This is a genomic window from Paraburkholderia acidiphila, from assembly GCF_009789655.1.
GTDB lineage: Bacteria > Pseudomonadota > Gammaproteobacteria > Burkholderiales > Burkholderiaceae > Paraburkholderia > Paraburkholderia acidiphila.
In genome coordinates, this window is the sequence record NZ_CP046912.1 from 335,260 (window position 1) to 359,065 (window position 23,806).

Sequence of the window (23,806 nt, forward strand, 5' to 3'; positions counted from 1 at the left end):
TTCACCTTGACCGCCTGCCCCCCTCGCCTGTCCTGCGGGTCTTCTCTCTTTTTGCTTTGCACCGCGGCGCGTCCTGTATGATCCGCGGGTTGTCGAACCGCCCGCTCGCCCATGCGCTCCACCCTCGTTTCTTCGATTCGCCTTTCCGCGTTCGCCCATGATCCGCGCATGCGCATCCTCGCACTCGCGCTAGCCGCAGCGTGCGTGCTGCCAGGGTGCGCAACCGGGCCGGGTTCACAAAACCAGGCCGGCCAGCCGTTCCCGCCCGACACAGTCACGCTCTTCCCCATCGAGCATTACGACCAGAACGTCGATCACTGGATCGATCCGGCCAGCGCCGATTACGACAAGCCCTTCCTTTCCCCCGAAGTCCAGCGCGCGCAATTCGATGCGCTCGTTGCGCGCTATTTCGGTGCGGGTCCGAACGACCCGTCGCCGTGGAATCGCGCGTTTGTCGAGCAGCGCATGTATCGCGACGGCGGCAGCGACATCGCCGCCCTGCAAACGCGCCGCCTCGCCTACTTCGACAACACGGACAAGGAGGCCCGGCGCATCGGCTACGGCATGAACTTCCGGCCGCACACGAAGGCGTGGATCGACGCCATCGAGCGCAACGCCAACGTCAACCAGTTCGAACAGGCCAGCGGCTTCGACGCCACGCGCCGCGCCATCGCCACGACCGCGCTGTACGTGCGTGAACTGCCCACCATCGATCCGTCGTTCTATTCACACCGCATTGCGGGCGAAGGCTATCCGTTCGACAACCTGCAGGTGAGCGCCGTGCGCCCGGGCACGCCGCTCTACGTGCTCGGCACGAGCGTGGACGGCGCCTGGCGCTACGTGCAGACGCCGGACGTGCAAGGCTGGGTGCGCAGCGACGGCGTGGCGAGCGTAGACGACGCCTTCGTTTCGGCGTGGCGCGCGGCGGCGCACCGGTCGCTCGGCGTCGTGGTGGTGGCCTCGGCGGCGCTGCGCGACGACGGCGGCGTGTTCCGCTTCGAAGCGCCCGCCGGTACGCTGCTGCCGCTGCGGCCCGCTTCCGGCGCGACGCCGGGCGAAGTGCTCGTGCCGGCCCGCGACATTAACGGCCACGCGGCGATCCGCACGGCGGCGCTCGATTCCAACGTCATCGTGCCCGCGCCGCTCGCGGCCACGCCGCGCCACCTCGCACAGTTGATGAAGGCGCTGATCGGCCGCCCCTACGGTTGGGGCAACACGAACTTCGACAACGACTGCTCGGCCGAACTGCAAAGCATTTTCGCGGCGTTCGGCGTGTGGCTGCCGCGCCATTCGTCCACGCAGATGACCGCCGGGGAGATGACCGATCTTTCGGCCTCCACGCCCGCGCAACGCCTCGACTGGCTCGTGCAGCACGGCGCGCCCATGCGCACGATCATCTATATTGGCGGCCACGTAATGCTCTATCTCGGCAACACGCAGCGCAACGGCAAGACCGTGCCGCTCGTTTATCAGGACGTATGGGGCCTGCGCCCCGCCGACAACAGCCGCCGCGCCGTGATCGGCGGCTCGGTGATCCTGCCGCTGCTGCTCGCCTATCCCGAAGACCCAGGCCTCCAGTCGCTTGCTGGCACGCCGGTTTTCCAGGTCAGCATTCTGGGCGTGCCCGCCGGAGTCGCGCCGCCTCAGGAGGAGGAAAATCCGGCCGGGTAAGGCGAGGAAAGGGCGTTGTTCCCACGCAAAGTGTGATCGTTTCTCCCAGGATGACAGATTCCGCACGGTCGTACAAAAATACCTCCCATCGAACGTAGCATTCCGTCAACGTTGCACACCTCTCGTCTGGGGAGAAGCGATCGGTGAACGCGCATTCAATCCGGCTCATGCCTTCCAGCAAGCCCACGATGACCACGCGCTCGTCCACGCTGCTCCTGCGCGAGCGAGAGGACCCCGGCCGCCGCGCCAGAGCGCCGTACACAGAGTAGTTCTCCGGGCAGCACCCCCTGCATTCCCATTCGAGCGGTTCCGCGAGGAACCCCGGCCTCCTGTTGCCTGACGTTTTCACTGCGGTTTTTACTGCGGTTTTCCCTGGAGCATTGCCTGAAGCGCCCGTAGCACCTTGTCAGCACCGATCTCAATCCACAAATAACACTAAGGATGACGAAATGTCACAACGCGACAACCTCGGCATGAAATGGCTGGTGCGCTGCCTTGCGGCGGCCGGTTTGATGAGCGCGGCAGGGGTCGCGAGCGCGCAGAGCACCGTCACGCTGTATGGCATCGTCGACGGGTCGATTCTCTATACGAGCCATACGATGAACATGGCGACCGGCCAGAACGCCGGTCATCAGTTCTCGTTCACGGACAGCGGCATGTCCGGCTCGAACTTCGGTATGCGCGGCGCCGAGGACCTGGGCGGCGGCATGCGCGCGGTGTTCGCGCTTGAAAGCGGCATTAGCATCGCGAACGGCCAGTTCAGCAATTCCAACGGCAACTTCTTCGGGCGGCAGGCGTGGGTCGGCATGGAAAGCCCCTACGGTACGGTCAAGGCTGGTTTGCAGTACTCACCGTTCTTCCTCTCGCTTTACCAGACCGACCCGCGCGGCATGTCGTACTTCGGCAGCGGCCTCGTGAGCTATGTGAATAACGTGTACGTGACCGGCCTCTTCAACAGCAATGCCATCACGTATACGTCGCCGGAAATCGCCGGCATCCAGGCGATGGGCATGTTCGCGATGGGCGGCGCAGCGGGCAACTTCCAGGCGGGACGCCAGTATTCGGCGAGCCTGCGCTACCACATCGCAGGCTTCACGCTCACGGGCGCGCTCTATAGCGGCAACGCCGGAGGCAGCGCGACCTCCACGCCGGTGCCGAGCACCGTGGAGTTCGTGGGCCGCACGATCGGCGCGAGCTATCGCTTCCCGAACTCGCTCACGATCTCCGCTTCCTATGCGCTCTACAAGGTTGCGCAGTCGTTCGACAACAGCGTCTACTCGGGCGGCCTTAGCTACATGATCACGCCTTACCTCGACGTCGATGCTGGCGTCTGGTACACGCGCGACGGCAACGACGGCAGCAACCACTCGCTGCTGGCGTCGACCGGCGTGCAGTTCTACCTTTCCAAACGCACGACGCTTTACGGCCAGTTTGGCTACGTGAACAATCACGGACGCATGGACACGGGCCTGTCGATCAACAACGCGCTCTTTGAAGTCTCCGGCTCGACGGTGGGCGCAAGCATCGGCATACGGCATCTGTTCTGATGCACGGCGGTGTTCCGCGGGCGCGTAGCGCGACGCGGAACACCGCCCCTGCGTCAGCCTGCTCGCCACGCGCACACTTCGCCTCGCGCAAGCTCACGCGTGCCCAGCACGAACTCCGCTCCCTCGGGGGCCGGAGCCTGCGAGCGTTGCTCCCCAAAGTTGAAGGCGAAACACAATCCGCCGCGCCGGCTTACGCGCAACCCTTGCGGCAGGCGCTGCGTTGCGAGGCCCGCGCCGCGGGCGGCTCCTTCGAGCATGGCGAGATGCAGTTCGCGCGTGAACCATGCGGCGGCGTAACGCACGCGGCCATGTGAGAGCAATGCAGGCCAGCCGTCCTCGAATTGCGCCTGAATCCGTGTGGCGCCGTTCGCGCGCACGTGATCCCGCCAATGCACCGCCGCGCCCTGCGCGCCGCCTACCGTGACCGCTGGCGCCAGCGTTGGCCGCAGCGATTCAGCCTCGATCACCTGCAAGGGCAGCACGCGCTGCAATGCACCGGGCGGCAAATCGCCGGGAATGGCAAAGTGCGCGGTCTTCGAACCGCTGCGCGGCCCGAACACCCAGAGGCCATCGCTGCGCTCGATCTGATCGACGAAGCCATCGTCGATCACCGCCAGCGACGGCACCACCACGAGCCGGTATGCCGAGAGATCCGCATGCCGCGAGACGATTTCGACATCGAGGCCGAGCTCGCGCAGCGCGCTGTAGTAGTCGAACGCGAGCGCCTGATAGTCGAAGCTCGCGCCATGGCGCTGGATCTCGAACATCCACTGTGTTTCGTAATCGAACACGAGCGCCACCTGGGCTCGCCCCGCCGGCGCGAGCGTGCGCAAAACCTCGCTCGCCGCGATTTCGCGCGCGGCCTGTTCCACTTCGCGCCCGCCTGGAGACAGTTCGTTGTTCGGCAGATTGAGGCCCGAATGCATCTGTTCCTGCGCATACGGGCACTGCCGCCAGCGGAAATATGAAACGAGTTCGGCGCCGTGCGCGAACGCTTCGTAGGCCCACAGGCGCACCATGCCAGGAGCCGGCACCGGGTTCCACGGCGCCCAGTTCACCGGCCCCGCCTGCTGCTCCATCACCCAGAAGCGGCCGCCGCCAATCGTGCGGTAACGGTCGTGGTCGAATGAGGAGACATCGGGGTGCGCGGTGCGCGCGTAGCGGGCCTTCTCCGCTTCCGGCAGCCCGATCACTTCGGTACGCGCGATCGGATAGCTGTCCCACGTCGCCACGTCGATGGCCTTGTCCGCCGCGAACTGGTAGTGATCGAAGGTCGTGAAAAAGCCCATGAAGTTGTGCAGCACATCCGCATTCGGCGCGTAGCGGCGCAGCACCTCCGCCTGCTCGCGATGAAAGCTGGCAACTTCGTCGGACAGGTAACGGCGAAAATCCAGATGATGCGCGGGGTTGGCGTCGGTCGGCGTGCGCACCGGCAGCCCCACCGCTTCGAACGACGGGTACTCCATGCTCCAGAATACGTTGCCCCATGCCTCGTTGAGCGATTCGATCGTGCCGTAGCGCTTCGCGAGCCACGCCTGGAAGCGGCGCTGCGCGGCGTTCGACCAGCTCGGCACGGTGTCGTGGCAGCCCAGCTCGTTGTCGGTCTGCCATGCGACGACCGCCGGATGCGCGCCGTAGCGCTGCGCCATCGCCTCTGTAATGCGCACGCAATGCGCGCGATACGCCTCGCTCGCAATGTCGTAGTGGCGGCGCGAGCCATAGTTCCAGGGCGTGCCGTCCGCGCGCACGGGGAGCATGTCGGGCGTTGCATCGACGAGCCACTTCGGCGGCGATGCCGTGGGTGTGCCAAGCACGATCTTCAGGCCACGCGCCGCCAGCGTTTCGATCGCGTCGTCGAGCCAGGCCCATTCATACACGCCCGCGCGCGGTTCCATGCGGCTCCAGGCGAATTCGCCAATGCGCACGTGCGTGATGCCGAATTCGGCCATGCGGCGCGCGTCGTCGGCCCACATCGTGCGCGGCCATTGTTCGGGGTAGTAGCAAACACCGATTTGCATGAGTGACAATCCGCCTCGGAATAACGTCGGGATAACGAATCAGATGAAAAAGGACCTTCGGCTGCGGCTGGGCGCGATCAGCCCTTGCTCGCGCCGAAGGTAAGCCCCGCGACAAAATGTTTCTGCATGGCGAAGAACATCAGCACCGAAGGCAGCGCCGCCAGCACCGAACCCGCCGCCACGAGATTCCACGCCGTGGTCCACTGCCCCTTGAGCGCCGCCACGCCCACGGTGATCGGCGCGGCGTCGTCGCCTTGCGTGAGACACAGCGCCCAGAAGTAGTCGTTCCAGACGAACGTGAACACGAGAATGCCGAGCGCCGCGAGCGCAGGCCGCACGAGCGGCATGACGATGCGCCAGTAAATCGCCCATTCGCTCGCGCCTTCCACGCGCGCGGCCTCGATCAACTCGAACGGCAACTGCTTGATGAAATTGCGCAGGAACAGCGTGCAAAAGCCGGTCTGGAACGACACGTGAAAAATGATGAGCGCCCACACGGTGTTGTAGAGCCCCACACGCAGCGCCATGTCGCGCACCGGAATCATGAGGATCTGGATCGGCACGAAATTGCCCGCGACGAAGGCGAACAGCACTGCCGTGTTGCCGCGAAACCGGTACGTGGAGAGCGCAAAGCCCGCCATCGAAGCCAGTGCGATGGCGCCGATCACCGAAGGCACCGTAATTAACACACTGTTCGCGAAGTAATGGAGCATGGGCGTTTGCGTGAGCGCCGCGCCGTAGTTTTCCAGCAAGGCGAAATGCTTAGGCAAGCCCCAGTAGTCGCCCTGCTGCAATTCCTCAGTAGACCGGATCGACGTGACGAGCACCGCGAGCATGGGCAGTAGCCAGATGACGAGCGCAATCGGCAGCGAGATTTTGTAGAGCGCGCGATTCGCGGGTTTCCAGCGATCGACGGGAAGCGGATACATAAGCGGCAACTCCGTGAAAATCAGCGTTCTTCGCGCAGCATGCGGCGCAAATGGAACACGATATAAACGAGCATGATGGCGAACAGCACGACGGCAATCGCCGCCGAATAGCCTTCGCGGTAATACTTGATCGCCTGGTCGTACATGAAATACGCGAGCACGGTGGAGCTATCGAACGGGCCGCCGCCGCTCATCACCGCGATCAGGTCGAAACTGCGCAGCGCGCCGATCACCGTGAGCACGATGGCCATGAACGTGGCCGGGCGAAGCTGCGGGAGCACCACGTGCCAGAACAGCCGCCAACCCTTCGCGCCTTCCATGCGCGCGGCTTCCACGATTTCCGGGTTGATGCCCGTGAGGCCCGTGAGATACAGAATCATGCAGAACGGCGTTTGTGGCCACAGCGCCGCGAAGATGATGCCGAACGTCACGAGCTTCGGGTCGCCCAGCACGGGAATGCCGTGCCCGACGATCATCTTCAGGAGACCGAAGGTCGGGTCGTAGAACCACGAGAACACGAGGCCCACCACCACGCCCGAGAGCACGAACGGCGCGAAGAACAGCGACTTCACCGCGCGTATGCCGCGCACGTGCTGGTTCAGATAGAGCGCGAACACGAGACCGAGCGGCGGCGCGAGCAGGAACAGCACGAGCCACAGCAAGTTGTTCTTGAGCGCGGTATAGAACGTGTCGGTCTGGAACAGCTCGACGTAGTTAGCAAAGCCGACGAAGGTCTTCGCGGTCATGCCGTCCCAGTTATAGAAGCTCAGCGTAATGCTGCTGAAAATCGGATAGATCACGCACAGCGTGAAGAGCACGCAGCCCGGCAGCAGAAAAAACAGCGCGGCACGATTCTGCCGCCGCCGCACAGTAGAGACGCGACGCGGCCGCGCCGCCCCAATGGGGCGCGCCAGGGTATCGGACATGGTGAAGTCTCGCCGGTGATTGCGGAAGGGTGCGGCCGGCGGCACGATGCGCCGGCCGCACCGCGGCTTTACTTGTGGTAAATGCGCTGACGCGTCGTTTCGAGGCGCGCAAGCAGCGTGTCGAGCTGCGACGGGTCGCTATAGAACTGCTGCATGGCCTTCATGCCTTCGTCGGCCATTTCCTTTTGCATGTCGCGGTCGTAGAACTGCGCAATGCCGCCGCGCGTGCTTGCGAGCGTCTGGAAGCCCACCTTGGAGATGGGATCGTCAGGCTCCGCGGCCTTGTTGTTCGAAGGCAGCTGGCCCCAGCCGTGCGCGAGATCGGCGTTGATCGCCGGTGTTTCCATGAACGCGAGCAGCCGGCGCGCATCGGCCTTGTTCTTCGCCTTCGCCGGAATGAGCAGCACGTTCACGGGACCGTCTTCAGCCGTCGGCACATTGGCGTCGATGATCGGGAAGCGGAAGAAGCCCACGTCCTGCTTCATGTTCGCCGGGAAGCTGGCCGAGAAGAACGTGCCCATCAGCATCATCGCCGCCTTGCCGTTCACGAGTACCGGCGCGATCGAATCCACGTCGTAGGACAGCGCGTTCTCCATGAAGCAATGGTTGTCCATCATCGTCTTCCACGTGGTGTACACCTTCTTCACACGCGGATCGGTATAGGGAATCTGACCGGCCATCAACTGCTGATGGAATTCGTTGCCGTTGATGCGCAGGTCCAGGTAGTCGAACCACGCAGCCAGCGTCCAACTATCGCGCGCGGCCACGGCAATGGGCTGCACGCCAATGGCGTTGAGCTTCTTGCAGCTTTCCAGCAGTTCGTCGAAGGTCTTGGGCTCGGACTTGATGCCGGCCTTGGCGAACAGGTCCTTGCGATAGAAGAAGCCGTAGGCGTCATAGCCGAGCGGCGCGGCATATTGCTTGCCGTTCCAGGTGGATGCGCTCTTCACCGAAGCGTACTGCTCGTTCCAGCCGTTTTTCGCCCAATCAGGCGACAGGTCTTCCAGCAGGCCGCGTTCGGCGTAATAGGCCATGCGTTCGCCGTCGTGCCACGACACCACATCGGGCGGATCGGTCGCGAGCCAGCCGCCCATCTGCACCTTGTAGGCCTCCTCCGTGATATAGGAGACCTTGAGGGTGACATCGGGATTGGCCTTCTGGAACTTGTCGAAGGCGTCTTGCCATGTCGAGCGCTGGTTCGCGCGCGCCGAGACGTTGACGGTCAGCGTCCCGGCATTGGCGGCCATGCTCGTGAACGCCGTGGCCGCAACGATCGCAACGGCCGCCGAGGCGCGGGCCAGTGAACCGAACGTTTTCAAGCGATTAGAAAACATCTGTTGTCTCCTGTTCCAACATGCTGTTGGACTGCCTTTGTCGACTGGCGGCACGCGCGCCGCCAGACCTGTTGACCCGCTCTACCGGCGGGGTATAACGAATTCAGGCCAGTGCCGGCGCGTGCGCCATCGCGAGCCGGGGTAACGCAACGCCTTCGGCGTCGAACAGATGGCACGCTCGCGGCGGCACGTGTACGCGGATGCGTTCGCCCACGCCAATGGGCGAATCGCCCGGCGCTTTGGCGACCAGTGTGCCCGCCGCATGATCCGCGTGCAGATAGCTATGTTCGCCCAGGCGTTCGGCCATGACCGTTGCGCACGCAATCGATTGATCGTCACCACTCAGCCGCAGATGCTCGGGCCGTACGCCCAGCGTGACCGTCTGGCCGCGTTGCAATGCGCGGCCGTCCACGCAAGCGAGCAGCGTCTCGCCGCCCTTGAGCGTGATGCGCACACCCTCATCCTCTACCGTGTCGACGCTCGCATCGATGAAGTTCATGCGCGGCGAGCCGATGAATCCGGCCACGAAGCGCGACTTCGGATGGTGATAGAGGTCGAGCGGCGCGCCGCTTTGCGCCACGCTGCCGTGGCGCTCCATGTCGGCGCCCGCGTGCAGCAGCACGATGCGGTCGGCGAGCGTCATCGCCTCGACCTGATCGTGCGTGACGTACACCACGCTCGCATCCGTGAAACGCTGGTGCAGGCGCGCGATCTCCACACGCGTGTGGCTGCGCAACGCGGCGTCGAGGTTGGAAAGCGGCTCGTCGAACAGGAACACGCCGGGCTCGCGCACAATGGCGCGGCCGATGGCAACGCGCTGGCGCTGCCCGCCTGAGAGCGCCTTGGGATGCCGGTCGAGCAGCGCCTCCAGTTGCAGGCTGCGCGCGGCATCGCGCACGCGGCGCTCGATCTCGGCTTTCGGCACCTTCGCGATCTTCAGCCCGAACGCGATGTTGTCGAATACCGTCATGTGCGGAAAGAGCGCGTAGCTCTGGAACACCATCGCCACGCCGCGCTCGGCGGCGGGCATGTCCGTTACCACGCGTGAGCCAATGCGCAGCTCGCCTTCGCTCAATTCTTCGAGACCCGCGATCATGCGCAGCAGCGTGGACTTGCCGCAGCCGGAAGGCCCGAGGAACACGCAAAACTCGTGATGTCCAATGTCGAGATCGACGCGCCGGACCACCGGCGGGTGATCGCCGTAGCGTTTGCCGACGCCCGAGAGCTGTATCGTCGCCATGTTCTCGCCTCGAAATTTAAGCGCTTAAATTTTTATGCTGAAAACAGCGCGCAGCCCTTGCACAGCGGGCATTTAACCGCTTAAATTCGAATCCGGCATACTCGCGCATGCGTTGTCTCCGTTGATGTTGTGGGAGAAAAGTAGCAAACCCCGCCGCAGCATTGCAACATTTGAATCATCTTCCCTGAATGTGGGAAAGGTCCTCCATGGTCACCTTGTCAGAAGTCGCGCGCCGCGCACGCGTCACCGCGGCGACCGTCTCGAACGTGCTGCGCAACCGCGAGAAGGTCCGCCCCGAAACAGCCGAGCGCGTGCTGCAGGCCATCGCCGAACTGGGCTACCGGCCCAACCTCAATGCGCGCGCGCTCGCGCAGGGCCGCTCCTCCACGCTCGCGCTCATGCTCTCGAATATCTCCAACCCGTTCTACCCCGAGTTCGTGCTCGCGGCCGAACGCGCCGCGCGCAAGGCGGGCCACTTTCTCATGGTCTGCAACACCGACGACGACGCGCAAATTGGCCGTGCCTACCTGAACCAGATCGCGGGCACCTTCGCGGACGGCGTGCTCGTGATGAACACCGACATCGCCATGAACGAGCTGTGCATTTCGGCCATGCACAACGGCCCGATTCTGCTGGCGATGTGGGAGCACCCCGAGAATCCGCCCGTGCTGCCGTGCGTGGCCGTGGACTTCGCGCGCGCCGGTGCGCTCGCCGCACAGCATCTGCTTGAGTTGGGACACCGAAATATCGCCATGCTGATCGGCGACGGCTGCGGCGGCCTCCAGGATGCGCGTTCGGAAGGATTCCGAACGGCCTTGCGCGAAGGCGGCGTGGATCCCGCGAGCGTGGCGCAGATGCAGGTGCGCGACTCGATCGACTCCGGCTACGCGGCCTGCCAGGCATTGCTGGCGCAGCACCCGAGAGTGAGCGCGATCTTCGCGACCAACGACCTGCTCGCCATTGGCGCGATTCAGGCGCTCGTCAGCATGGGGCGCGCCGTGCCCGACGACGTGTCCGTGATCGGCATCACCGACATTCAGCTCGCTCATCAGATGCGCCCCGCGCTCACCACGGTCGCGATCCAGACCGAGGCCGTGGCGGAATTGTCGATCCGCAGCCTGATCCGGCTGATCGACGAACCGGCGCAGCAGCCGCCCATGGTGCTCGGGCCGCCGCCGGAACTTGTCACGCGCATGTCCACCGGGCCGCGCAAGCGGCGCGCGCGGGCCTGAATGCGGTGTGGCGAAACCGCCACTGCGCCGAAAACTGAGACGCACGGTCAAGCCACCCGCGCAAAGCACGCTAAATTTGCGCCACGGCGAGACCAGTCTGCCCGCTCCTGCGGCGACCGGCCCGTCTGATGGACCGGATTCCTGCGTTCCGCATTGCCATGCCTGCCGGGGGAGAGGCAAGCCGTGCGCGGCATTTCATATGCCAGGAACGCCACGATCCGGGCCGTGCAGCCACAAAGGCGACCTGAGAGAACCCAAAAAGAAAATGAGCACCCTGGCCAAACACGTGCCTCCGAAGATCGCGGGGCTACTACCCGCCGCGCTGGCCGACACGCAGCTCGACCATGTCGAGCGCATGGTCCAGTACTACGCCCATCATGGCGACGCCGCCGGGAGCGGCTTCGACTACGCCTACTGGCGCAAGCGCCTGCGAGCCGTGGCCGAAACCTACGATCTGGTTGCGACCCAGCGCAAGCGCATCGTCGGGCTGCTCGACCGGCTCGAACGCGACGCCCTCCTCAGTCTGCCGCCGCACGAGCGGGTCTGAGCCGGCACGCGCGCGGCTTCGCTCGACAGGTGCGTGCGAAGCGCCGACAATAAATGCCCTTTACGTGCGCCCGGTCCCGATGTTCGGGGCCGGGCGCACAAACGTTCGCGCGCGGTCGCGCGCACGGGGCACGCATGCAGGACAACAACGTAAGCAATCGCCATTTCGACACGATCATCGTCGGCGCCGGCTCGATGGGCATGGCGGCCGGCTATTACCTGAGCCGTCTCGGCAACAAGGTGCTGCTGCTCGACGCCGGCGATCCGCCTCACGATCAGGGCGCGCATCACGGCGCCACGCGCCTCATTCGCCACGCCTATGGCGAAGGCGCCGCCTACGTGCCGCTCGCCTTGCGCGCCCAGCAGCTTTGGGAAGACCTCGAGCAGCAAACACAAACGGCGCTTTTCGTGCGGACGGGCGTGGTCAATATCGGCTCGCCTGGCGACGCGTTTCTGCGCGAGGTCCAGGCAAGCGCGGCCAGCCACGACATTGCGCTGGAAACGCTCGACGCAGCCTCGGCCCGCCAGCGCTGGCCCGCATGGCGCCTGAAGCCTGAGCAGATCGCGAGCTTCGAGCCCGGCGCGGGCGTGCTCTATTGCGAGCGCGCGATCAGCGCGTATCGCGAGATCGCGGTCGCGCTCGGTGCGACGCTCGGCACGACGATGCGGGTCACGCGCATCGAGTGCCATGGGCGGGAGAGCGTGAACGTCTGGACCGGCACCCACGAGAAGTTCACCGCGCGCGATCTGATCGTCTGCGCCGGCAAATCGACGCGCGACCTGCTCGCGCCGCTGGGCCTCGAGGTTCCGGTCACGCGCGTGCGCAAGAGCTTCGCGTGGTTCGAGGGCGAGCCGGGCCTCTTCGCGCCGGAACGCTTTCCGGGCTTTTCCGTCGCCTCCGAAGTGGGCACCTTTTACGGCTTTCCCGATCTCGACGGCAGCGGCCTGAAACTGGGCCGCCACGACGGCGGCGAGCCCGTGGCGCCGGACGCCGCGCTCGCGCCATTCGGCGCGCAGGCGTCCGATCTCGGCGATCTGCAAGCCTTTCTGGAGCGCTATTTGCCTCGCGCGGGCAAACTGCGCGTGGGACGCGCATGCGAATACGACATGACGCCGGACGAGCATTTCATCATCGACCGGGTGCCCACCTGTCCGAACGTGCACGTCGCAACCGGCTTTTCCGGGCACGGCTTCAAGTTCGCCAGCGCGATAGGCGAGGCGCTGGCCGAGCGGATCACGCAAGGCGAAAGCCGCATCGACCTTGCGATGTTCGCGCGCAAGCGCTTTGCATGACGACGCGGGCCTAGTTCGCGGGAATCGTCACGACGGGCGCCTTGCTGCTCGTGTCGGCTTCCGCGAGCGCCATGAGGTTTTGCAGCACCGTGAACGCGTATTTCGAATCGAAATCGGCGCGTTCGACCCAGTACGCCGTGCCGTCATAGTCGATCGCGACATACGCGTCGGCAGGCGCCTTCGGCCCCGCGTGCACGATGATGATCGGACGCGTTTCTCCGCCTATCAGCCCGACGGTCGGTTTGGTCGCACCGCTTTGCACCTGGGCGTCTGGCACCTGGACCTGCGCGCCGATATTCGTGAGGATGCCGAGCACCGAGCGCGTCACCATCGGAATACGATTGCCACCCTGCGCCGAAGGCCCGTAGACGATCTCGTAAGTGCGCGTGTCCGCCGCGAGATGAAGCAGTTCGCGCACGCGCGCGAGGTCCGCCGAAACCTGCGGCGACTGCGCGCTGTTCGTCGCGCCAAGCGCGAGAAATACGCTGTTCTTACCGTTCTCGCTGCGCGACTCCACGTTCAGTTCGCCGGCCAGTTGCAGGCGGCGCAGTGTCTGCAGCAGTTGGAAGAAACCGGCCGAGCCCGCGCTGCCGTCTCCACCCAGCGCGCTGCCGTTTTGCAGCCCGCCGATCGACTGCGCGCTGATACGCAGCAGCAGATCGACCGGCATGCCGCCTTCGGCGAGCGGCATGATCAGTTCCGGCGCAAGCGGCCGGATGTACGCGGAGGCGAACGCTTCGCCCGTGGTCGGCGAGAACGTGAAGGTCGGGCGATTCGACCAGGAAACGCTGCCGGTCGCGAGCGCGTAGTTCGGCTGCGAGCCCGAGCCGATATTGCCGGTCGCGCCCGCCGTCGAATCGAACTGATATGCGGCGATGATCGAACTCACCGTGAGGAAGGCGGGCGCGTCGCCGAAACGCAATCCGATCACCGCTGCGAGTATTTCGCGCTTTTTTGCATCGCCGAGCGCCCTTGCGTAATCGACCTGATCGGCACGCAAGCGCGTCGGGCCGAGATGCACACATGCCGTGCCCAGCAAGGCCGAGCACGATACCGCCAGAATCGTCGCTTTTGAAATCATCGGAAGCTTGCGCGGCTCGCCGCGCAAAGAGAGTGGGTCCGCGCGCACAGGTAGCAAGCGTTGTGCCCCGATATTTCATCGGCGCAAGGCGGCCCCGCCCGGCGCTTCGCGCGCTATGTGCGCGTCGCGCAGGCCTGCGCCCTTGCCAGCAGCACTTCGCGGTCGCGCTCGTTTTGCGTGAGCGCGGCTGCGCGCTCGAATTCGGTGCGCGCTTGCGCATGGCGCGCAAGCTTTTCGAGCAGGTCGCCGCGTGCGGCCGGCAGCCATGGGTAGTGGCGCAGCGCGGGCTCTTCGCACAGCGCATCGACGAGGTCGAGCGCCACCTGCGGCCCGTGCGCCATACCCACCGCCACGGCGCGATTCAGGCGCACGACGGGCGAGGCGTCGAGTTGCAGAAGTGCGTCGTAGATCGACACGATCTGCGCCCAGTCGGTCGCCGCCGCACTCGGCGCGCGCGCGTGGCAAGCCGCGAGCGCGGCCTGCAGCGCGTACGGACCCGGCGCACCCGCGCAAGCCGCGCCGCGCGCGATCGCGGCAAGCCCGCGCCGGATCAATAGCGCGTCCCAGCGGCTGCGGTCCTGATCGGCGAGCAGCACGGCGCGCCCTGCGCGGTCCACGCGCGCGGGCAGGCGCGAAGCCTGCAGTTCCATCAGCGCAACGAGACCGTGCGCCTCGCCCTCGCGCGGAACGAGTTCGGCCAGCATGCGGCCAAGCCGCAGCGCTTCTTCGCAGAGCGCGGGCCGTGTCCAGTCCGGGCCCGCCGTGGCCGCATAGCCTTCGTTGAAGATCAGGTAAATCACTTCGAACACCGAAGCAAGACGCGGCTCGAGGTCGGCGAGGCGCGGCACTTCGAACGGGACCTTTGCCGCCGCGAGCGTGCGCTTGGCCCGCACGATGCGCTGTGCGACGGTTGCCTCGGGCACGAGAAACGCGCGCGCGATCTCGGCCGTGGTGAGGCCGCCGAGCAGGCGCAGCGTGAGCGCAGCGCGCCCCTCCTTCGGCAGCACGGGATGGCACGCCACGAACACGAGCCGCAGCAGGTCGTCGCCGATTTCGTCGTCGCGCGCCGCGTCGAGCGCCTCGACGAAGTCGGGCGCGAAGTGCGCTTCGAGCGCTTCCAGATCCGCGCCCATCGCCTCGTGCGCGCGGGCGTGCGAAGCCGCGCGACGCAGCCGGTCGAGCGCGCGATGTTTCGCGGCGGTCATGAGCCACGCTCCGGGGTTCTCGGGAATGCCACTCGCGGGCCAGCTTTCCAGCGCGGCGACGAATGCGTCCTGCGCGACTTCTTCGGCCACGCCCACGTCGCGCACGATGCGCGCGGCGTGGGCGATCACCTTCGCCGACTCGATGCGCCACACGGCCTCGACCGCGCGGTGCGTCGCTGCGAAGGCTTTCCCCTTGTCGCCGGGACCGCTCACGAACCGTGCGCGCCCTTTTCGATCGCCGCCGGCGACATGTACATCAGTTCCCAGATGTGGCCGTCGGGGTCTTCGAAGCTGCGCCCGTACATATCGGCGCCTCCATCCATCGGCGGACGCTTCGAGGTGCCGCCCGCCGCGAGCGCCTTGTCCACGAGCGTGTCCACTTCCTCGCGCGACACGCACGAGAGGCACGTCAGCACCTCGGTGCTTTCGCGGGCGTCCACGAGCGCCTTGTCGGTGAAAGTGCGCATGAAGCCGGTGGTGAGCAGCATGGCGTAGATGTTCTCGCCGAGCACCATGCAGGCGGCCTGGTCGTTGGTGAATTTCGGGTCGAACGTGAAACCGAGCTGGCCGAAGAAGTCCATCGAGCGCTTGAGATCGCGCACGCCCAGATTGACGAAGATGTGCTTATGCATGTGTTTATTCCCGCAGCGATGGATGAAAATACTCAGGATGCCTTACGTTGTTCCTGCAGCTGGCGAAAACTCTCGACGCCCTCGCACTGGGGAAGCTCGTCGAGTTCGTAGAGCTGCCGCACTTCGACCTCGCATTCCGCGTTGCCGAACGGCGACGGGAAGCGGCGGGCCCATTCGAGCGCTTCGTCGCGCGAGCGCACCTGGATCAGCGTATAGCCGGCAATCAGTTCCTTCGTTTCGGCGAACGGTCCGTCGACGATCGTGGGCTTGCGGTTCGTGTAGTGCACACGAAAGCCGCGTGAACTGGGCTGCAGGCCCGAGGCGTCGAGCAGCACGCCCGCCTTCGCGAGTTCTTCGTGATAGCGGGCCATCTCGGCGAATATTTCCACGTCGTCGGGCGGCTCGCCTGCTTCGGTCAGCGCGTTGGCGCGCACCATGATCATGAATCGCATTGTCTTCTCCTGAATGTGAGGTTCGGGAATGTTCGAAGGCACCGGTTAGTGCGCTCATGAACACGACGCTCGGCGCGTACGGAAATCGACAACGGACGGCGAAATTTTTTACGTGCCTGGGGAAACTACCTGGAGAGACGCCGTTTCAGCGGAAGCACGGACCGGTCTCGCGCACCTCGACGCTCGCCCATTGCGCCGCGGGACAGCGCCGCGCGATGGCGAGCGCCTCGTCGCGCGTGGCGCAATCGACGAGAAAAAAGCCGCCGATCATCTCCTTCGCTTCGGCAAACGGGCCGTCGACGATGCTCGTGCGGCCTTCGCGCACCTGCACGCGCGCGCCGTTCGTGTCGGCGGTGAGCGCGTGCGCGTCGATCAGCTTGCCCTCGGCGGAGAGTTCACCCGCGAACGCGACCATGCACGCGTAGAGCGCCTCGCCTACGGATTGCGCACGCGCTTCGCGCTGGCCGCGCGGTTCGGCGATGAGCAGCATGAATGGCATGAAGTTGTCCTCTCAGTCGGCCTGCGATCCTGAAAGGCAAGAGTCTATGTCAGAAAGACGCTTGAGCGTCGTGGCTGGGTACGCGTGCAGGCGCTCACGCGTAGCGCGCGAGGAAGAGATCGGCGGACGATTCGGCAACCTGGCGCTGTTGCGCCTCGTCGAGCGGCGGCTGGCCCATCGCGACCTGCGGCCAGAAGGCGAAGGCCTTTACGAGGCCGTGCAGCTGCTGCGCGGCGAACGCCGGGTCGGCCGCCTTCAGGCGGCCATCGGCGGCGGCGGCGCGCACCCAGATCGTGAGGTCCTCTTCGCGCTCGCCAATGCGCGCCACCATGTCGCGCGCGCGTTCGGGCGAGTGGATGCCCGCGGCGATCGCCACGCGTGCGAGCTTGAAAAACGCTTCATCGTTCAAGAGCCGCAGCTTGCGCATCAGCAACTCGATGAGCTGCGCGCGCAGCGGCTCGCCGGCGCGATAGGCCGGCGCGTCGCCGGTCGCGCTCGCGTCCCAGAGCTGGCACAGGATCGACGCGAACAGCACTTCCTTGCTCGGGAAATGGTTGTAGACCGTGCGCTTCGAGACGCTCGCGCGCGCGGCAATGCGGTCCATGCTCGTGGCTTCGAAGCCGGAGGCCAGGAATTCGTCGATGGCGGCCGCGACAATGGCGGCGCGCTTGCGGTCGGTCAGGCGTTGAGGGGCGGCGGTGCAATCCATTTCACAATCTTACACCAGGCAGTTTACTTTTCGCCAGAATAAACTACACTGTGCAGTCTACTTCTCGTTTCCAAAGGCAGCCGCCGCCATGACCTCGCCTTTCGCATCGCTGAGCCGTACCTTGGGCCTGAGCGCCGCACAACGCGGCCGCGAGCTCTCGCACACTTCGCCGCAGCACGACGGCGAGCGCTTTCGCAATGTGCGCCCGCGCCCGGCCGAGGGACTGGGCAAGACGCTGAAGATCATGTGGAACATGATCTTTCACAAGCCGAGCGGCACCCTGCCCGCCGGCGCGCTGCCTGTCCAGACGCTCACGCGCGAGCAGCTCGAAGCCGCGCCCGACCGCAGCGTCTACCGGCTCGGCCATTCCACGCTGCTTTTCAAACTGCGCGGCCAGTTCTGGCTCACCGACCCCGTGTTCGCCGAGCGCGCCTCGCCGTTTCAGAACCTCGGGCCGAAGCGCTTTCACGCGCCGCCCATCGCGCTGGCCGACCTGCCGCCGCTACGCGGCGTGATCCTCTCGCACGACCACTACGACCACCTCGACCGCGAAACCGTGCTCGCGCTCGCCGCCACGACGGGCGTCTTTCTTACGCCGCTCGGCGTGGGCGACCGCCTGATCGAATGGGGTATCGACGGTGCGAAGGTGCGCCAGTTCGACTGGTGGCAAGGCACGACCGTCGAGGGCGTCGAGTTCACCGCCACGCCGGCGCAGCACTTTTCGGGGCGCAGCCTGTTCGATGGCAACAGCACACTGTGGGCCTCGTGGGTGATCGCCGACGCCGACCTGCGCGTGTTCTTCAGCGGCGACACCGGCTACTTCGACGGCTTCCGCACGATTGGCGAGCGGCTTGGGCCGTTCGACGCGACGTTCATCGAGACCGGCGCGTACGACCCGCAATGGCCGTATGTCCATATGCAGCCCGAAGAGACGGTGCAGGCGCACGTGGATTTGCGCGGCGAGTGGCTCGTGCCGATTCACAACGGCACGTTCGATCTCGCGATGCACCGCTGGCAGGATCCGTTCGAGCGCGTAACCGGCCTTGCGCTCGCGCGCGGCGTGACGCTCTCCACGCCCCGCATGGGCGAAAGGCTCGATCTGGCGCAGCCGCATCGCGGCGAGCGCTGGTGGCGTGAGGTGGCCGAAAGCGCCGAGCCGCGGCGCACGGCGCGCCGGTGGTTTGCTTGCCGCGACGCGGGCGAAGCGCGGTCCTCTTCGTAACACGGAATTCCTCGCCTTCCCCGCCGCCCGCGCGCCGCACAGATAGACACAAACGCGCGCGGGCACGCCAACTGCTCGTTCCCCGCTTCTTCCCCTTCCTTCCGAAAGTCTCCTAAGCTTTTGCATCGGGCGTGCATCGCTCCGGCGCGCCTCATAGCGCCCCATTACCCTTAACGGGATTTCCCCAGGCTGACAGCCCCCGATTTCTGGCATTAAATAAATCAACTTGATTTATTTAGTCGGCGACGCAGTTCGTCCAGAACGCCTCCCAGCTTTGCATGGGACCGGAGGAGACACGTGAGAAGTCCGCATGTCGGTCAGGGCAGCAATTCCGCCAACGTCCGCCGCTTCAACGAACGCCTGCTGCTGCAGGCGCTGCGTCGCGCGGGCGAGGCGTCGAAGGCCGATCTCGCGCGTCTCGCGAATCTCACGAGCACGGCGGTCGGCACCATCATCACGTCGCTCACGGCCAACGGCCTGATCGAGGTGAGCGGCCGCCGCGACGGTCAGCGCGGCCAGCCCGCCTCGCTCTTGCGCCTCTCGCCGCGCGGCGCGTTCGCCATTGGCGTGCGGCTCGACCGGACCAACATCGAAACCGTCCTCGTCGATTTCGCCGGCCAGATGATCGAGCGCCGCTCGCGCGACATGCTGCTGCCGCAACCCTCGGTCGCGCAGGAAATCGTCCAGCGCGACATCGCCGAACTATTAGGATTGCTTACGACTGAGGAGCGCAGCCGCCTGGCCGGCATTGGCGTGGCGCAGCCGTACAACCTCGGCAGCTGGCTGCGCGAACTGGGCCTGCCCACCGACACCTTCCGCGTGTGGAACGACGTGGACTTCGCGGGCGAACTCGCGCGCGCCACGGCGCTGCCCGTGTTCAGCGAGAACGACGGCAACGCGGCCGCCATCGCGGAGATTTTCTACGGCTGCGGGCGCCAGCGCGACGACTTCCTTTATCTGTTTCTCGGCCCGGCCATCGGCGGCGGCATCGCCATCGACGGCGACTGCGTGCGCGGCCTCACCGGCAACGCGGGCGACTTCGCGGTGATGCCCGTGCCGCCGAGCCGCCTGCCCTCCGCGCACAAGCCGGCGGGCCAGTGGGACATCCTGCTTTCGCGCGCCTCCCTGATCGCGCTGCGACGGCACCTGCAGTATTGCGGTGAGACGATCGACAGCCGCGCCGATCTCGAAGCGTGCATCGCGCGCGGCCACCCCGGCGTGCAGGAATGGCTCGACGACTGCATCGATGCGCTCGCCCCCGCGCTGCGTTCGGCGTTCTGCGTGCTCGACGTGCCCGCCGTGGTGCTCGACGCCGACGTGGACGCCGGCCTCATCGACACCCTCATGCAGCGCCTGCGCCTCGCGGTGGCGGCCACGGCGCCCGAGGCGCGCGGCACGCCCGCTCTCGTGCGCGGCACCTTCGGTCCCGACGCGGGCGCGCTCGGCGCGGCCACGCTCCCCATGTTCTTCAACTTTTCGCCGCGCGCGGGCATCCTCATGGGCGCCGGCGCACAAACTTACGCTCAAGCGCAGGAGGAGAGCCATGTCGCCCTCTGAGTCCACGCCGCCGCTGCTGGAAATGCGGGGCATCAGCAAGACGTTTCCGGGCGTACGCGCGCTCGACAACGTGCGCCTCACCGTCTTTCCCGGCGAGGTCCACTCGCTCATGGGCGAGAACGGCGCGGGCAAGTCCACGTTGATGAAGATCCTCTCGGGCGCCTATCAGGCCGATCCCGGCGGCGAGATTCTCATCGAAGGCAAGCCGGTCGTGATCGATGGACCGCACGCCTCGCGCGAACTGGGCGTGGCCGTGATCTATCAGGAGCTGAGCCTCGCGCCCAATCTCTCGGTCGCGGAGAACATTCATGCGGGCCGCGAGTTGCGCAAGGGCGGCCGCCGCTTCGGCACGGTCGACCGCCGCGCCATGGAGCGCGGTTGCGAAGACGTGCTCAAGCGTCTCGGCGCGAGCTTCGGGCCCGCCACGCTGGTCGGCTCGCTTTCCATCGCCGAGCGTCAACTCGTGGAGATCGCGCGCGCCGTGCATAGCGACGCCCGCATCATCGTGATGGACGAGCCCACCACACCGCTCTCCTCGCGCGAAACGGAACGCCTCTTCAAGCTGATCAACCAGCTTCGCGACGAAGGGCTGGCGATCATCTACATCAGCCATCGCATGGCTGAGATCTACGAACTGTCGGACCGCGTTTCCGTGCTGCGCGACGGCACCTACGTGGGCACGCTCATGCGCGACGCGCTCAGCGCGGAAAGCCTCGTGAGCATGATGGTGGGCCGCGATATTTCGGGGTTCTACAAAAAGGCGCATGCCCCCTACGATCCGGGCAAGGCCGTGCTCACCGTGCGCGACGTGGCCGACGACAAGCGCGTGCGCGGCTGCAGCCTCGACCTGCACGCGGGCGAAGTGCTCGGCATTGCGGGCCTCGTCGGCGCGGGGCGCACCGAGCTTGCGCGCCTCATCTTCGGCGCGGAGCCGCGCGTGCGTGGCGAGATCGCCATCGACGGCAAGACGCTCCACGTGCACACGCCGCGCGATGCGATCAACGCGGGCCTCGTCTATCTGACCGAGGACCGCAAGCATCAAGGCCTCTTTCTCGACATGAGCGTGCGCGACAACATCAACGTGGCCGTGGCCGGACGCGACGCGCGCCTGGGCGTGCTCGACCTCGCGCGCGGCGGCGAGCGCGCGAAGGAAGCCATCCGTTCGCTCTCCATTCGCGTGCCGAACTCGCGCGTGAACGTGGGCGCGCTCTCGGGCGGCAACCAGCAGAAGGTGCTGCTGTCGCGCCTGCTGGAAACAAAGCCGCGCGTGCTGATTCTCGACGAGCCCACGCGCGGCGTCGATATCGGCGCGAAGTCCGAGATCTACCGCATCATCAACGACCTCGCCAAAACCGGCGTGGGCATCATCGTGATTTCGAGCGAACTGCCCGAGATCATCGGCGTGGCCGACCGCGTGCTCGTCATGCGTGAAGGCGAATTCGCCGGGGAGCTTGGTGGCTATACGGGTAAGCCGATCAGCCAGGAAGCGATCATAGAACTCGCCACCGGCTCGCAGCACCCGCTCGGCGAAGCCGCTTGACCTTCACCGCATACGCAAGAAACGTCCCTCAGGAGTACGACATGAAAAGCATTCTTCCCCGGCACGGTGTCGCGGCCTCGCCCACGCAGCCCGCCCAAGGCGCTCAACCCGCACGCAGTGTCGCGGTCGACGGCCACCGCCAGCGCATGAAGTCGCTCGTGCGCACGGCCGGCATGCTGCCGGTGCTGGTGCTGCTGTGCATCGGCTTCGGTCTGCTCACCGATGGCTTCTTCACGCTCGAGAATCTGTCGATCGTCACGCAGCAGGCGTCGATCAACATCGTGCTCGCCGCCGGCATGACCTTCGTGATTCTCACGGGCGGCATCGACCTTTCGGTGGGCTCGGTGCTGGCCGCCGCGGCCATGGCCGCCATGATCGGCTCGAACATCGTGGGCTGGGGCTGGCTCGGCGTGCCCATGGCGCTCGCGGTGGGGCTCGGCTTCGGCCTTATCAACGGCGCGCTCATCTCGCTCCTGCGTCTGCCGCCGTTCATCGTCACGCTCGGCTCGCTCACGGCGGTGCGCGGCATTGCGCGCCTCATGGGCCACGACACGACGATCTTCAACCCGCAACTCTCGTTCGCGTTCATCGGCAATGGCACGGTGCTCGGCGTGCCCTGGCTCGTGATCATCGCGCTCGTGGTGGTGGCCGGTTCGTGGTTCGTGCTGCGCCGTACCGTGCTCGGCCTGCGCATCTACTCGGTGGGCGGCAACCCGGAAGCGGCGCGCCTCTCGGGCATCAAGGTGTGGGGCATCGAGATGTTCGTCTATGCCATCTCGGGTCTGCTCGCGGGTCTCGGCGCGGTGATGTCCGCCGCCCGCCTCTACGCGGCCAACGGCCTGCAGCTGGGCCAGTCGTATGAACTCGATGCGATCGCCGCGGTGATTCTGGGCGGCACGAGCTTCGTGGGCGGTGTTGGCTCGATCATCGGCACGCTGATCGGCGCGCTCATCATCGCAGTCCTGACCAATGGTCTTGTGCTGCTCGGCGTCTCGGACATCTGGCAGTACATCATCAAGGGCCTCGTGATAGTCGGCGCCGTGGCGCTCGACCGCTACCGCCAGCGCGGCTCGGCTCGCACGTAAGGCACTCAACACCTCAATAGAAAGAAATAGGCGCGAGCGCAGGCGGTCCTGCTGCGCTCGCCGGGAAAGCACTCAAACAGGACCCAAGCAGGCCCCCTCAGGAGACAACCTCATGTTCAAGAAAAAAGCCGTTCTCGCCGCTGCCGCCCTCACGTTCGGTTTCGCACTGCAGGGCGCGCATGCCGCCGACAAGCAGCTCAAATCGATCGGCATCACCGTGGGTTCGCTCGGCAATCCTTACTTCGTGACGATCGTGCAGGGTGCGCAGGCGAAGGCCAAGGAGATCAACCCGAACGCAAAGGTCACGGCCGTTTCCGCCGACTACGACCTCAACAAGCAGTTCACGCAGATCGACAACTTCATTTCGGCGCACGTGGACATGATCCTCCTGAACGCGACCGATCCGAAGGCGATCGAGCCCGCCGTGAAAAAGGCCCAGGCGGCCGGTATCGTGGTGATGGCCGTGGACGTGAGCGCCGCGGGCGCCAACGCCACCGTGCAGACCGACAACGTGAAGGCCGGGGCGATTTCGTGCGAGTACCTCGAGAAGAAACTCAACGGCAAGGGTAATGTGATCATCCAGAACGGTCCGCAGGTCTCGGCCGTGATCGACCGCGTGAACGGCTGCAAGCAGGTGCTCGCCAAGGCGCCCGGCATCAAGATTCTCTCCGACGACCAGGACGCGAAGGGCTCGCGCGAAGGCGGCATGAATGTGATGCAGGGCTATCTCACGCGCTTTCCGAAGCTTGATGGCGTGTTCGCCATCAACGATCCGCAGGCCATTGGCAGCGACCTCGCCGCGAAGCAGCTGCATCGCAGCAACATCGTAATCACGTCGGTGGATGGCGCGCCCGATATCGAAACGGCGCTCAAGACCGACACGCTCGTGCAGGCTTCCGCAAGCCAGGACCCGTACAAGATGGCGCAGACTGCCGTCCAGGTGGGCTACGACATCATGAACGGCAAGAAGCCCGCCAACCCGATGATCGAAATGGTGCCGCAGCTCGTCACGCGCGACAACGTCGGCAGCTACAAGGGCTGGTCGTCGCACTAAGCTTTGTATGAGCACGGCACGCCCGTGCTCGCGG

Annotated in this window: 21 protein-coding genes; 10 read left to right on the forward strand and 11 right to left on the reverse strand. The window is 65.7% G+C overall.

Features of this window, described 5'->3' with window-relative positions:
* The first annotated feature begins 168 nt into the window (after positions 1 to 168).
* Together FAZ97_RS31700 and FAZ97_RS31705 are read left to right on the forward strand one after the other, a co-directional pair.
* Positions 169 to 1,671, forward strand: a complete 1,503-nt coding sequence (locus tag FAZ97_RS31700; protein WP_158762730.1) for an SH3 domain-containing C40 family peptidase — start codon at positions 169 to 171, stop codon at positions 1,669 to 1,671.
* Between the two features lie 449 nt (positions 1,672 to 2,120).
* Entirely contained in the window at positions 2,121 to 3,218 is a 1,098-nt protein-coding gene (locus FAZ97_RS31705; RefSeq protein ID WP_407671950.1) for a porin, read from the forward strand.
* A 53-nt stretch (positions 3,219 to 3,271) separates the two neighbouring features.
* Here the strand turns inward: FAZ97_RS31705 and FAZ97_RS31710 are convergent, their stop codons facing one another.
* From FAZ97_RS31710 to FAZ97_RS31730, 5 genes are all read right to left on the reverse strand, one after another.
* Positions 3,272 to 5,236 (reverse strand): beta-galactosidase, encoded by a 1,965-nt coding sequence (locus tag FAZ97_RS31710; protein WP_158762731.1) that lies wholly within the window; start codon positions 5,234 to 5,236, stop codon positions 3,272 to 3,274.
* 77 nt (positions 5,237 to 5,313) lie between these two features.
* A complete protein-coding gene (locus tag FAZ97_RS31715) occupies positions 5,314 to 6,165 on the reverse strand; it encodes a carbohydrate ABC transporter permease (RefSeq protein WP_158762732.1) in 852 nt (283 codons plus the stop codon).
* A 20-nt stretch (positions 6,166 to 6,185) separates the two neighbouring features.
* Positions 6,186 to 7,091 carry a carbohydrate ABC transporter permease gene (locus FAZ97_RS31720; protein ID WP_158762733.1) on the reverse strand — a complete coding sequence of 302 codons (906 nt, stop codon included), beginning with the start codon at positions 7,089 to 7,091 and terminating at the stop codon, positions 6,186 to 6,188.
* 68 nt (positions 7,092 to 7,159) lie between these two features.
* On the reverse strand, positions 7,160 to 8,425 hold the full coding sequence (locus tag FAZ97_RS31725; RefSeq protein WP_158762734.1) for an ABC transporter substrate-binding protein: 1,266 nt from the start codon (positions 8,423 to 8,425) through the stop codon (positions 7,160 to 7,162).
* A gap of 103 nt (positions 8,426 to 8,528) precedes the next feature.
* Positions 8,529 to 9,665 carry an ABC transporter ATP-binding protein gene (locus tag FAZ97_RS31730; protein WP_158762735.1) on the reverse strand — a complete coding sequence of 379 codons (1,137 nt, stop codon included), beginning with the start codon at positions 9,663 to 9,665 and terminating at the stop codon, positions 8,529 to 8,531.
* A gap of 206 nt (positions 9,666 to 9,871) precedes the next feature.
* Here FAZ97_RS31730 and FAZ97_RS31735 point away from each other — a divergent pair, with 206 nt between their 5' ends.
* The 3 genes from FAZ97_RS31735 to solA all read left to right on the forward strand — a co-directional run bounded on the left by FAZ97_RS31735 (position 9,872) and on the right by solA (position 12,736).
* Positions 9,872 to 10,897, forward strand: a complete 1,026-nt coding sequence (locus FAZ97_RS31735) for a LacI family DNA-binding transcriptional regulator (RefSeq protein ID WP_158762736.1) — start codon at positions 9,872 to 9,874, stop codon at positions 10,895 to 10,897.
* A 265-nt stretch (positions 10,898 to 11,162) separates the two neighbouring features.
* The gene (locus tag FAZ97_RS31740) at positions 11,163 to 11,444 is read left to right on the forward strand and encodes a hypothetical protein (protein WP_158762737.1); all 282 of its coding nucleotides are present in this window, start codon (positions 11,163 to 11,165) and stop codon (positions 11,442 to 11,444) included.
* Between the two features lie 134 nt (positions 11,445 to 11,578).
* Positions 11,579 to 12,736, forward strand: coding sequence for an N-methyl-L-tryptophan oxidase (solA, locus tag FAZ97_RS31745; RefSeq protein WP_158762738.1), 1,158 nt, complete (start codon positions 11,579 to 11,581; stop codon positions 12,734 to 12,736).
* A 10-nt stretch (positions 12,737 to 12,746) separates the two neighbouring features.
* On the opposite strand, the gene FAZ97_RS31750 is transcribed toward solA, so the two are convergent.
* The 6 genes from FAZ97_RS31750 to FAZ97_RS31775 all read right to left on the reverse strand — a co-directional run bounded on the left by FAZ97_RS31750 (position 12,747) and on the right by FAZ97_RS31775 (position 17,314).
* On the reverse strand, positions 12,747 to 13,817 hold the full coding sequence (locus FAZ97_RS31750; RefSeq protein ID WP_158762739.1) for a hypothetical protein: 1,071 nt from the start codon (positions 13,815 to 13,817) through the stop codon (positions 12,747 to 12,749).
* A gap of 113 nt (positions 13,818 to 13,930) precedes the next feature.
* Entirely contained in the window at positions 13,931 to 15,235 is a 1,305-nt protein-coding gene (locus FAZ97_RS31755) for an RNA polymerase sigma factor (protein WP_233271995.1), read from the reverse strand.
* The gene (locus tag FAZ97_RS35535) at positions 15,232 to 15,654 is read right to left on the reverse strand and encodes a VOC family protein (protein ID WP_158762741.1); all 423 of its coding nucleotides are present in this window, start codon (positions 15,652 to 15,654) and stop codon (positions 15,232 to 15,234) included. Before FAZ97_RS35535 ends, FAZ97_RS31755 begins: the two co-directional genes overlap by 4 nt.
* Before the next feature lie 32 nt (positions 15,655 to 15,686).
* Positions 15,687 to 16,106 (reverse strand): YciI family protein, encoded by a 420-nt coding sequence (locus FAZ97_RS31765; RefSeq protein ID WP_158762742.1) that lies wholly within the window; start codon positions 16,104 to 16,106, stop codon positions 15,687 to 15,689.
* A 145-nt stretch (positions 16,107 to 16,251) separates the two neighbouring features.
* On the reverse strand, positions 16,252 to 16,605 hold the full coding sequence (locus tag FAZ97_RS31770; protein ID WP_158762743.1) for a YciI family protein: 354 nt from the start codon (positions 16,603 to 16,605) through the stop codon (positions 16,252 to 16,254).
* Between the two features lie 94 nt (positions 16,606 to 16,699).
* Complete coding sequence (locus tag FAZ97_RS31775; protein WP_158762744.1) at positions 16,700 to 17,314, reverse strand: TetR/AcrR family transcriptional regulator; 615 nt, start codon at positions 17,312 to 17,314, stop codon at positions 16,700 to 16,702.
* Positions 17,315 to 17,402: 88 nt separating this feature from the next.
* Between FAZ97_RS31775 and FAZ97_RS31780 the strand changes: the two genes are divergently transcribed.
* From FAZ97_RS31780 to FAZ97_RS31800, 5 genes are all read left to right on the forward strand, one after another.
* Positions 17,403 to 18,536, forward strand: coding sequence for an MBL fold metallo-hydrolase (locus FAZ97_RS31780; RefSeq protein ID WP_158762745.1), 1,134 nt, complete (start codon positions 17,403 to 17,405; stop codon positions 18,534 to 18,536).
* Positions 18,537 to 18,833: 297 nt separating this feature from the next.
* Positions 18,834 to 20,093: an ROK family transcriptional regulator gene (locus tag FAZ97_RS31785; protein ID WP_158762746.1), complete on the forward strand. Its 1,260-nt coding sequence runs from the start codon at positions 18,834 to 18,836 to the stop codon at positions 20,091 to 20,093.
* Positions 20,080 to 21,633, forward strand: a complete 1,554-nt coding sequence (locus FAZ97_RS31790) for a sugar ABC transporter ATP-binding protein (RefSeq protein WP_158762747.1) — start codon at positions 20,080 to 20,082, stop codon at positions 21,631 to 21,633. Before FAZ97_RS31785 ends, FAZ97_RS31790 begins: the two co-directional genes overlap by 14 nt.
* 41 nt (positions 21,634 to 21,674) lie before the next feature.
* Positions 21,675 to 22,718: an ABC transporter permease subunit gene (locus FAZ97_RS31795; protein WP_158762748.1), complete on the forward strand. Its 1,044-nt coding sequence runs from the start codon at positions 21,675 to 21,677 to the stop codon at positions 22,716 to 22,718.
* Between the two features lie 112 nt (positions 22,719 to 22,830).
* On the forward strand, positions 22,831 to 23,772 hold the full coding sequence (locus tag FAZ97_RS31800; RefSeq protein ID WP_158762749.1) for an ABC transporter substrate-binding protein: 942 nt from the start codon (positions 22,831 to 22,833) through the stop codon (positions 23,770 to 23,772).
* Positions 23,773 to 23,806 lie beyond the last annotated feature (34 nt).

Bases quoted from the DNA above. Each gene is read 5' to 3' on its own strand.
- FAZ97_RS31700 (WP_158762730.1), top strand. From the start codon at position 169: ATGCGCATCCTCGCACTCGCGCTAGCCGCAGCGTGCGTGCTGCCAGGG.
- FAZ97_RS31705 (WP_407671950.1), top strand. From the start codon at position 2,121: ATGTCACAACGCGACAACCTCGGCATGAAATGGCTGGTGCGCTGCCTT.
- FAZ97_RS31710 (WP_158762731.1), bottom strand. From the start codon at position 5,236: ATGCAAATCGGTGTTTGCTACTACCCCGAACAATGGCCGCGCACGATG.
- FAZ97_RS31715 (WP_158762732.1), bottom strand. From the start codon at position 6,165: ATGTATCCGCTTCCCGTCGATCGCTGGAAACCCGCGAATCGCGCGCTC.
- FAZ97_RS31720 (WP_158762733.1), bottom strand. From the start codon at position 7,091: ATGTCCGATACCCTGGCGCGCCCCATTGGGGCGGCGCGGCCGCGTCGC.
- FAZ97_RS31725 (WP_158762734.1), bottom strand. From the start codon at position 8,425: ATGTTTTCTAATCGCTTGAAAACGTTCGGTTCACTGGCCCGCGCCTCG.
- FAZ97_RS31730 (WP_158762735.1), bottom strand. From the start codon at position 9,665: ATGGCGACGATACAGCTCTCGGGCGTCGGCAAACGCTACGGCGATCAC.
- FAZ97_RS31735 (WP_158762736.1), top strand. From the start codon at position 9,872: ATGGTCACCTTGTCAGAAGTCGCGCGCCGCGCACGCGTCACCGCGGCG.
- FAZ97_RS31740 (WP_158762737.1), top strand. From the start codon at position 11,163: ATGAGCACCCTGGCCAAACACGTGCCTCCGAAGATCGCGGGGCTACTA.
- solA (WP_158762738.1), top strand. From the start codon at position 11,579: ATGCAGGACAACAACGTAAGCAATCGCCATTTCGACACGATCATCGTC.
- FAZ97_RS31750 (WP_158762739.1), bottom strand. From the start codon at position 13,817: ATGATTTCAAAAGCGACGATTCTGGCGGTATCGTGCTCGGCCTTGCTG.
- FAZ97_RS35535 (WP_158762741.1), bottom strand. From the start codon at position 15,654: ATGCATAAGCACATCTTCGTCAATCTGGGCGTGCGCGATCTCAAGCGC.
- FAZ97_RS31765 (WP_158762742.1), bottom strand. From the start codon at position 16,106: ATGCGATTCATGATCATGGTGCGCGCCAACGCGCTGACCGAAGCAGGC.
- FAZ97_RS31770 (WP_158762743.1), bottom strand. From the start codon at position 16,605: ATGCCATTCATGCTGCTCATCGCCGAACCGCGCGGCCAGCGCGAAGCG.
- FAZ97_RS31775 (WP_158762744.1), bottom strand. From the start codon at position 17,314: ATGGATTGCACCGCCGCCCCTCAACGCCTGACCGACCGCAAGCGCGCC.
- FAZ97_RS31780 (WP_158762745.1), top strand. From the start codon at position 17,403: ATGACCTCGCCTTTCGCATCGCTGAGCCGTACCTTGGGCCTGAGCGCC.
- FAZ97_RS31790 (WP_158762747.1), top strand. From the start codon at position 20,080: ATGTCGCCCTCTGAGTCCACGCCGCCGCTGCTGGAAATGCGGGGCATC.
- FAZ97_RS31795 (WP_158762748.1), top strand. From the start codon at position 21,675: ATGAAAAGCATTCTTCCCCGGCACGGTGTCGCGGCCTCGCCCACGCAG.
- FAZ97_RS31800 (WP_158762749.1), top strand. From the start codon at position 22,831: ATGTTCAAGAAAAAAGCCGTTCTCGCCGCTGCCGCCCTCACGTTCGGT.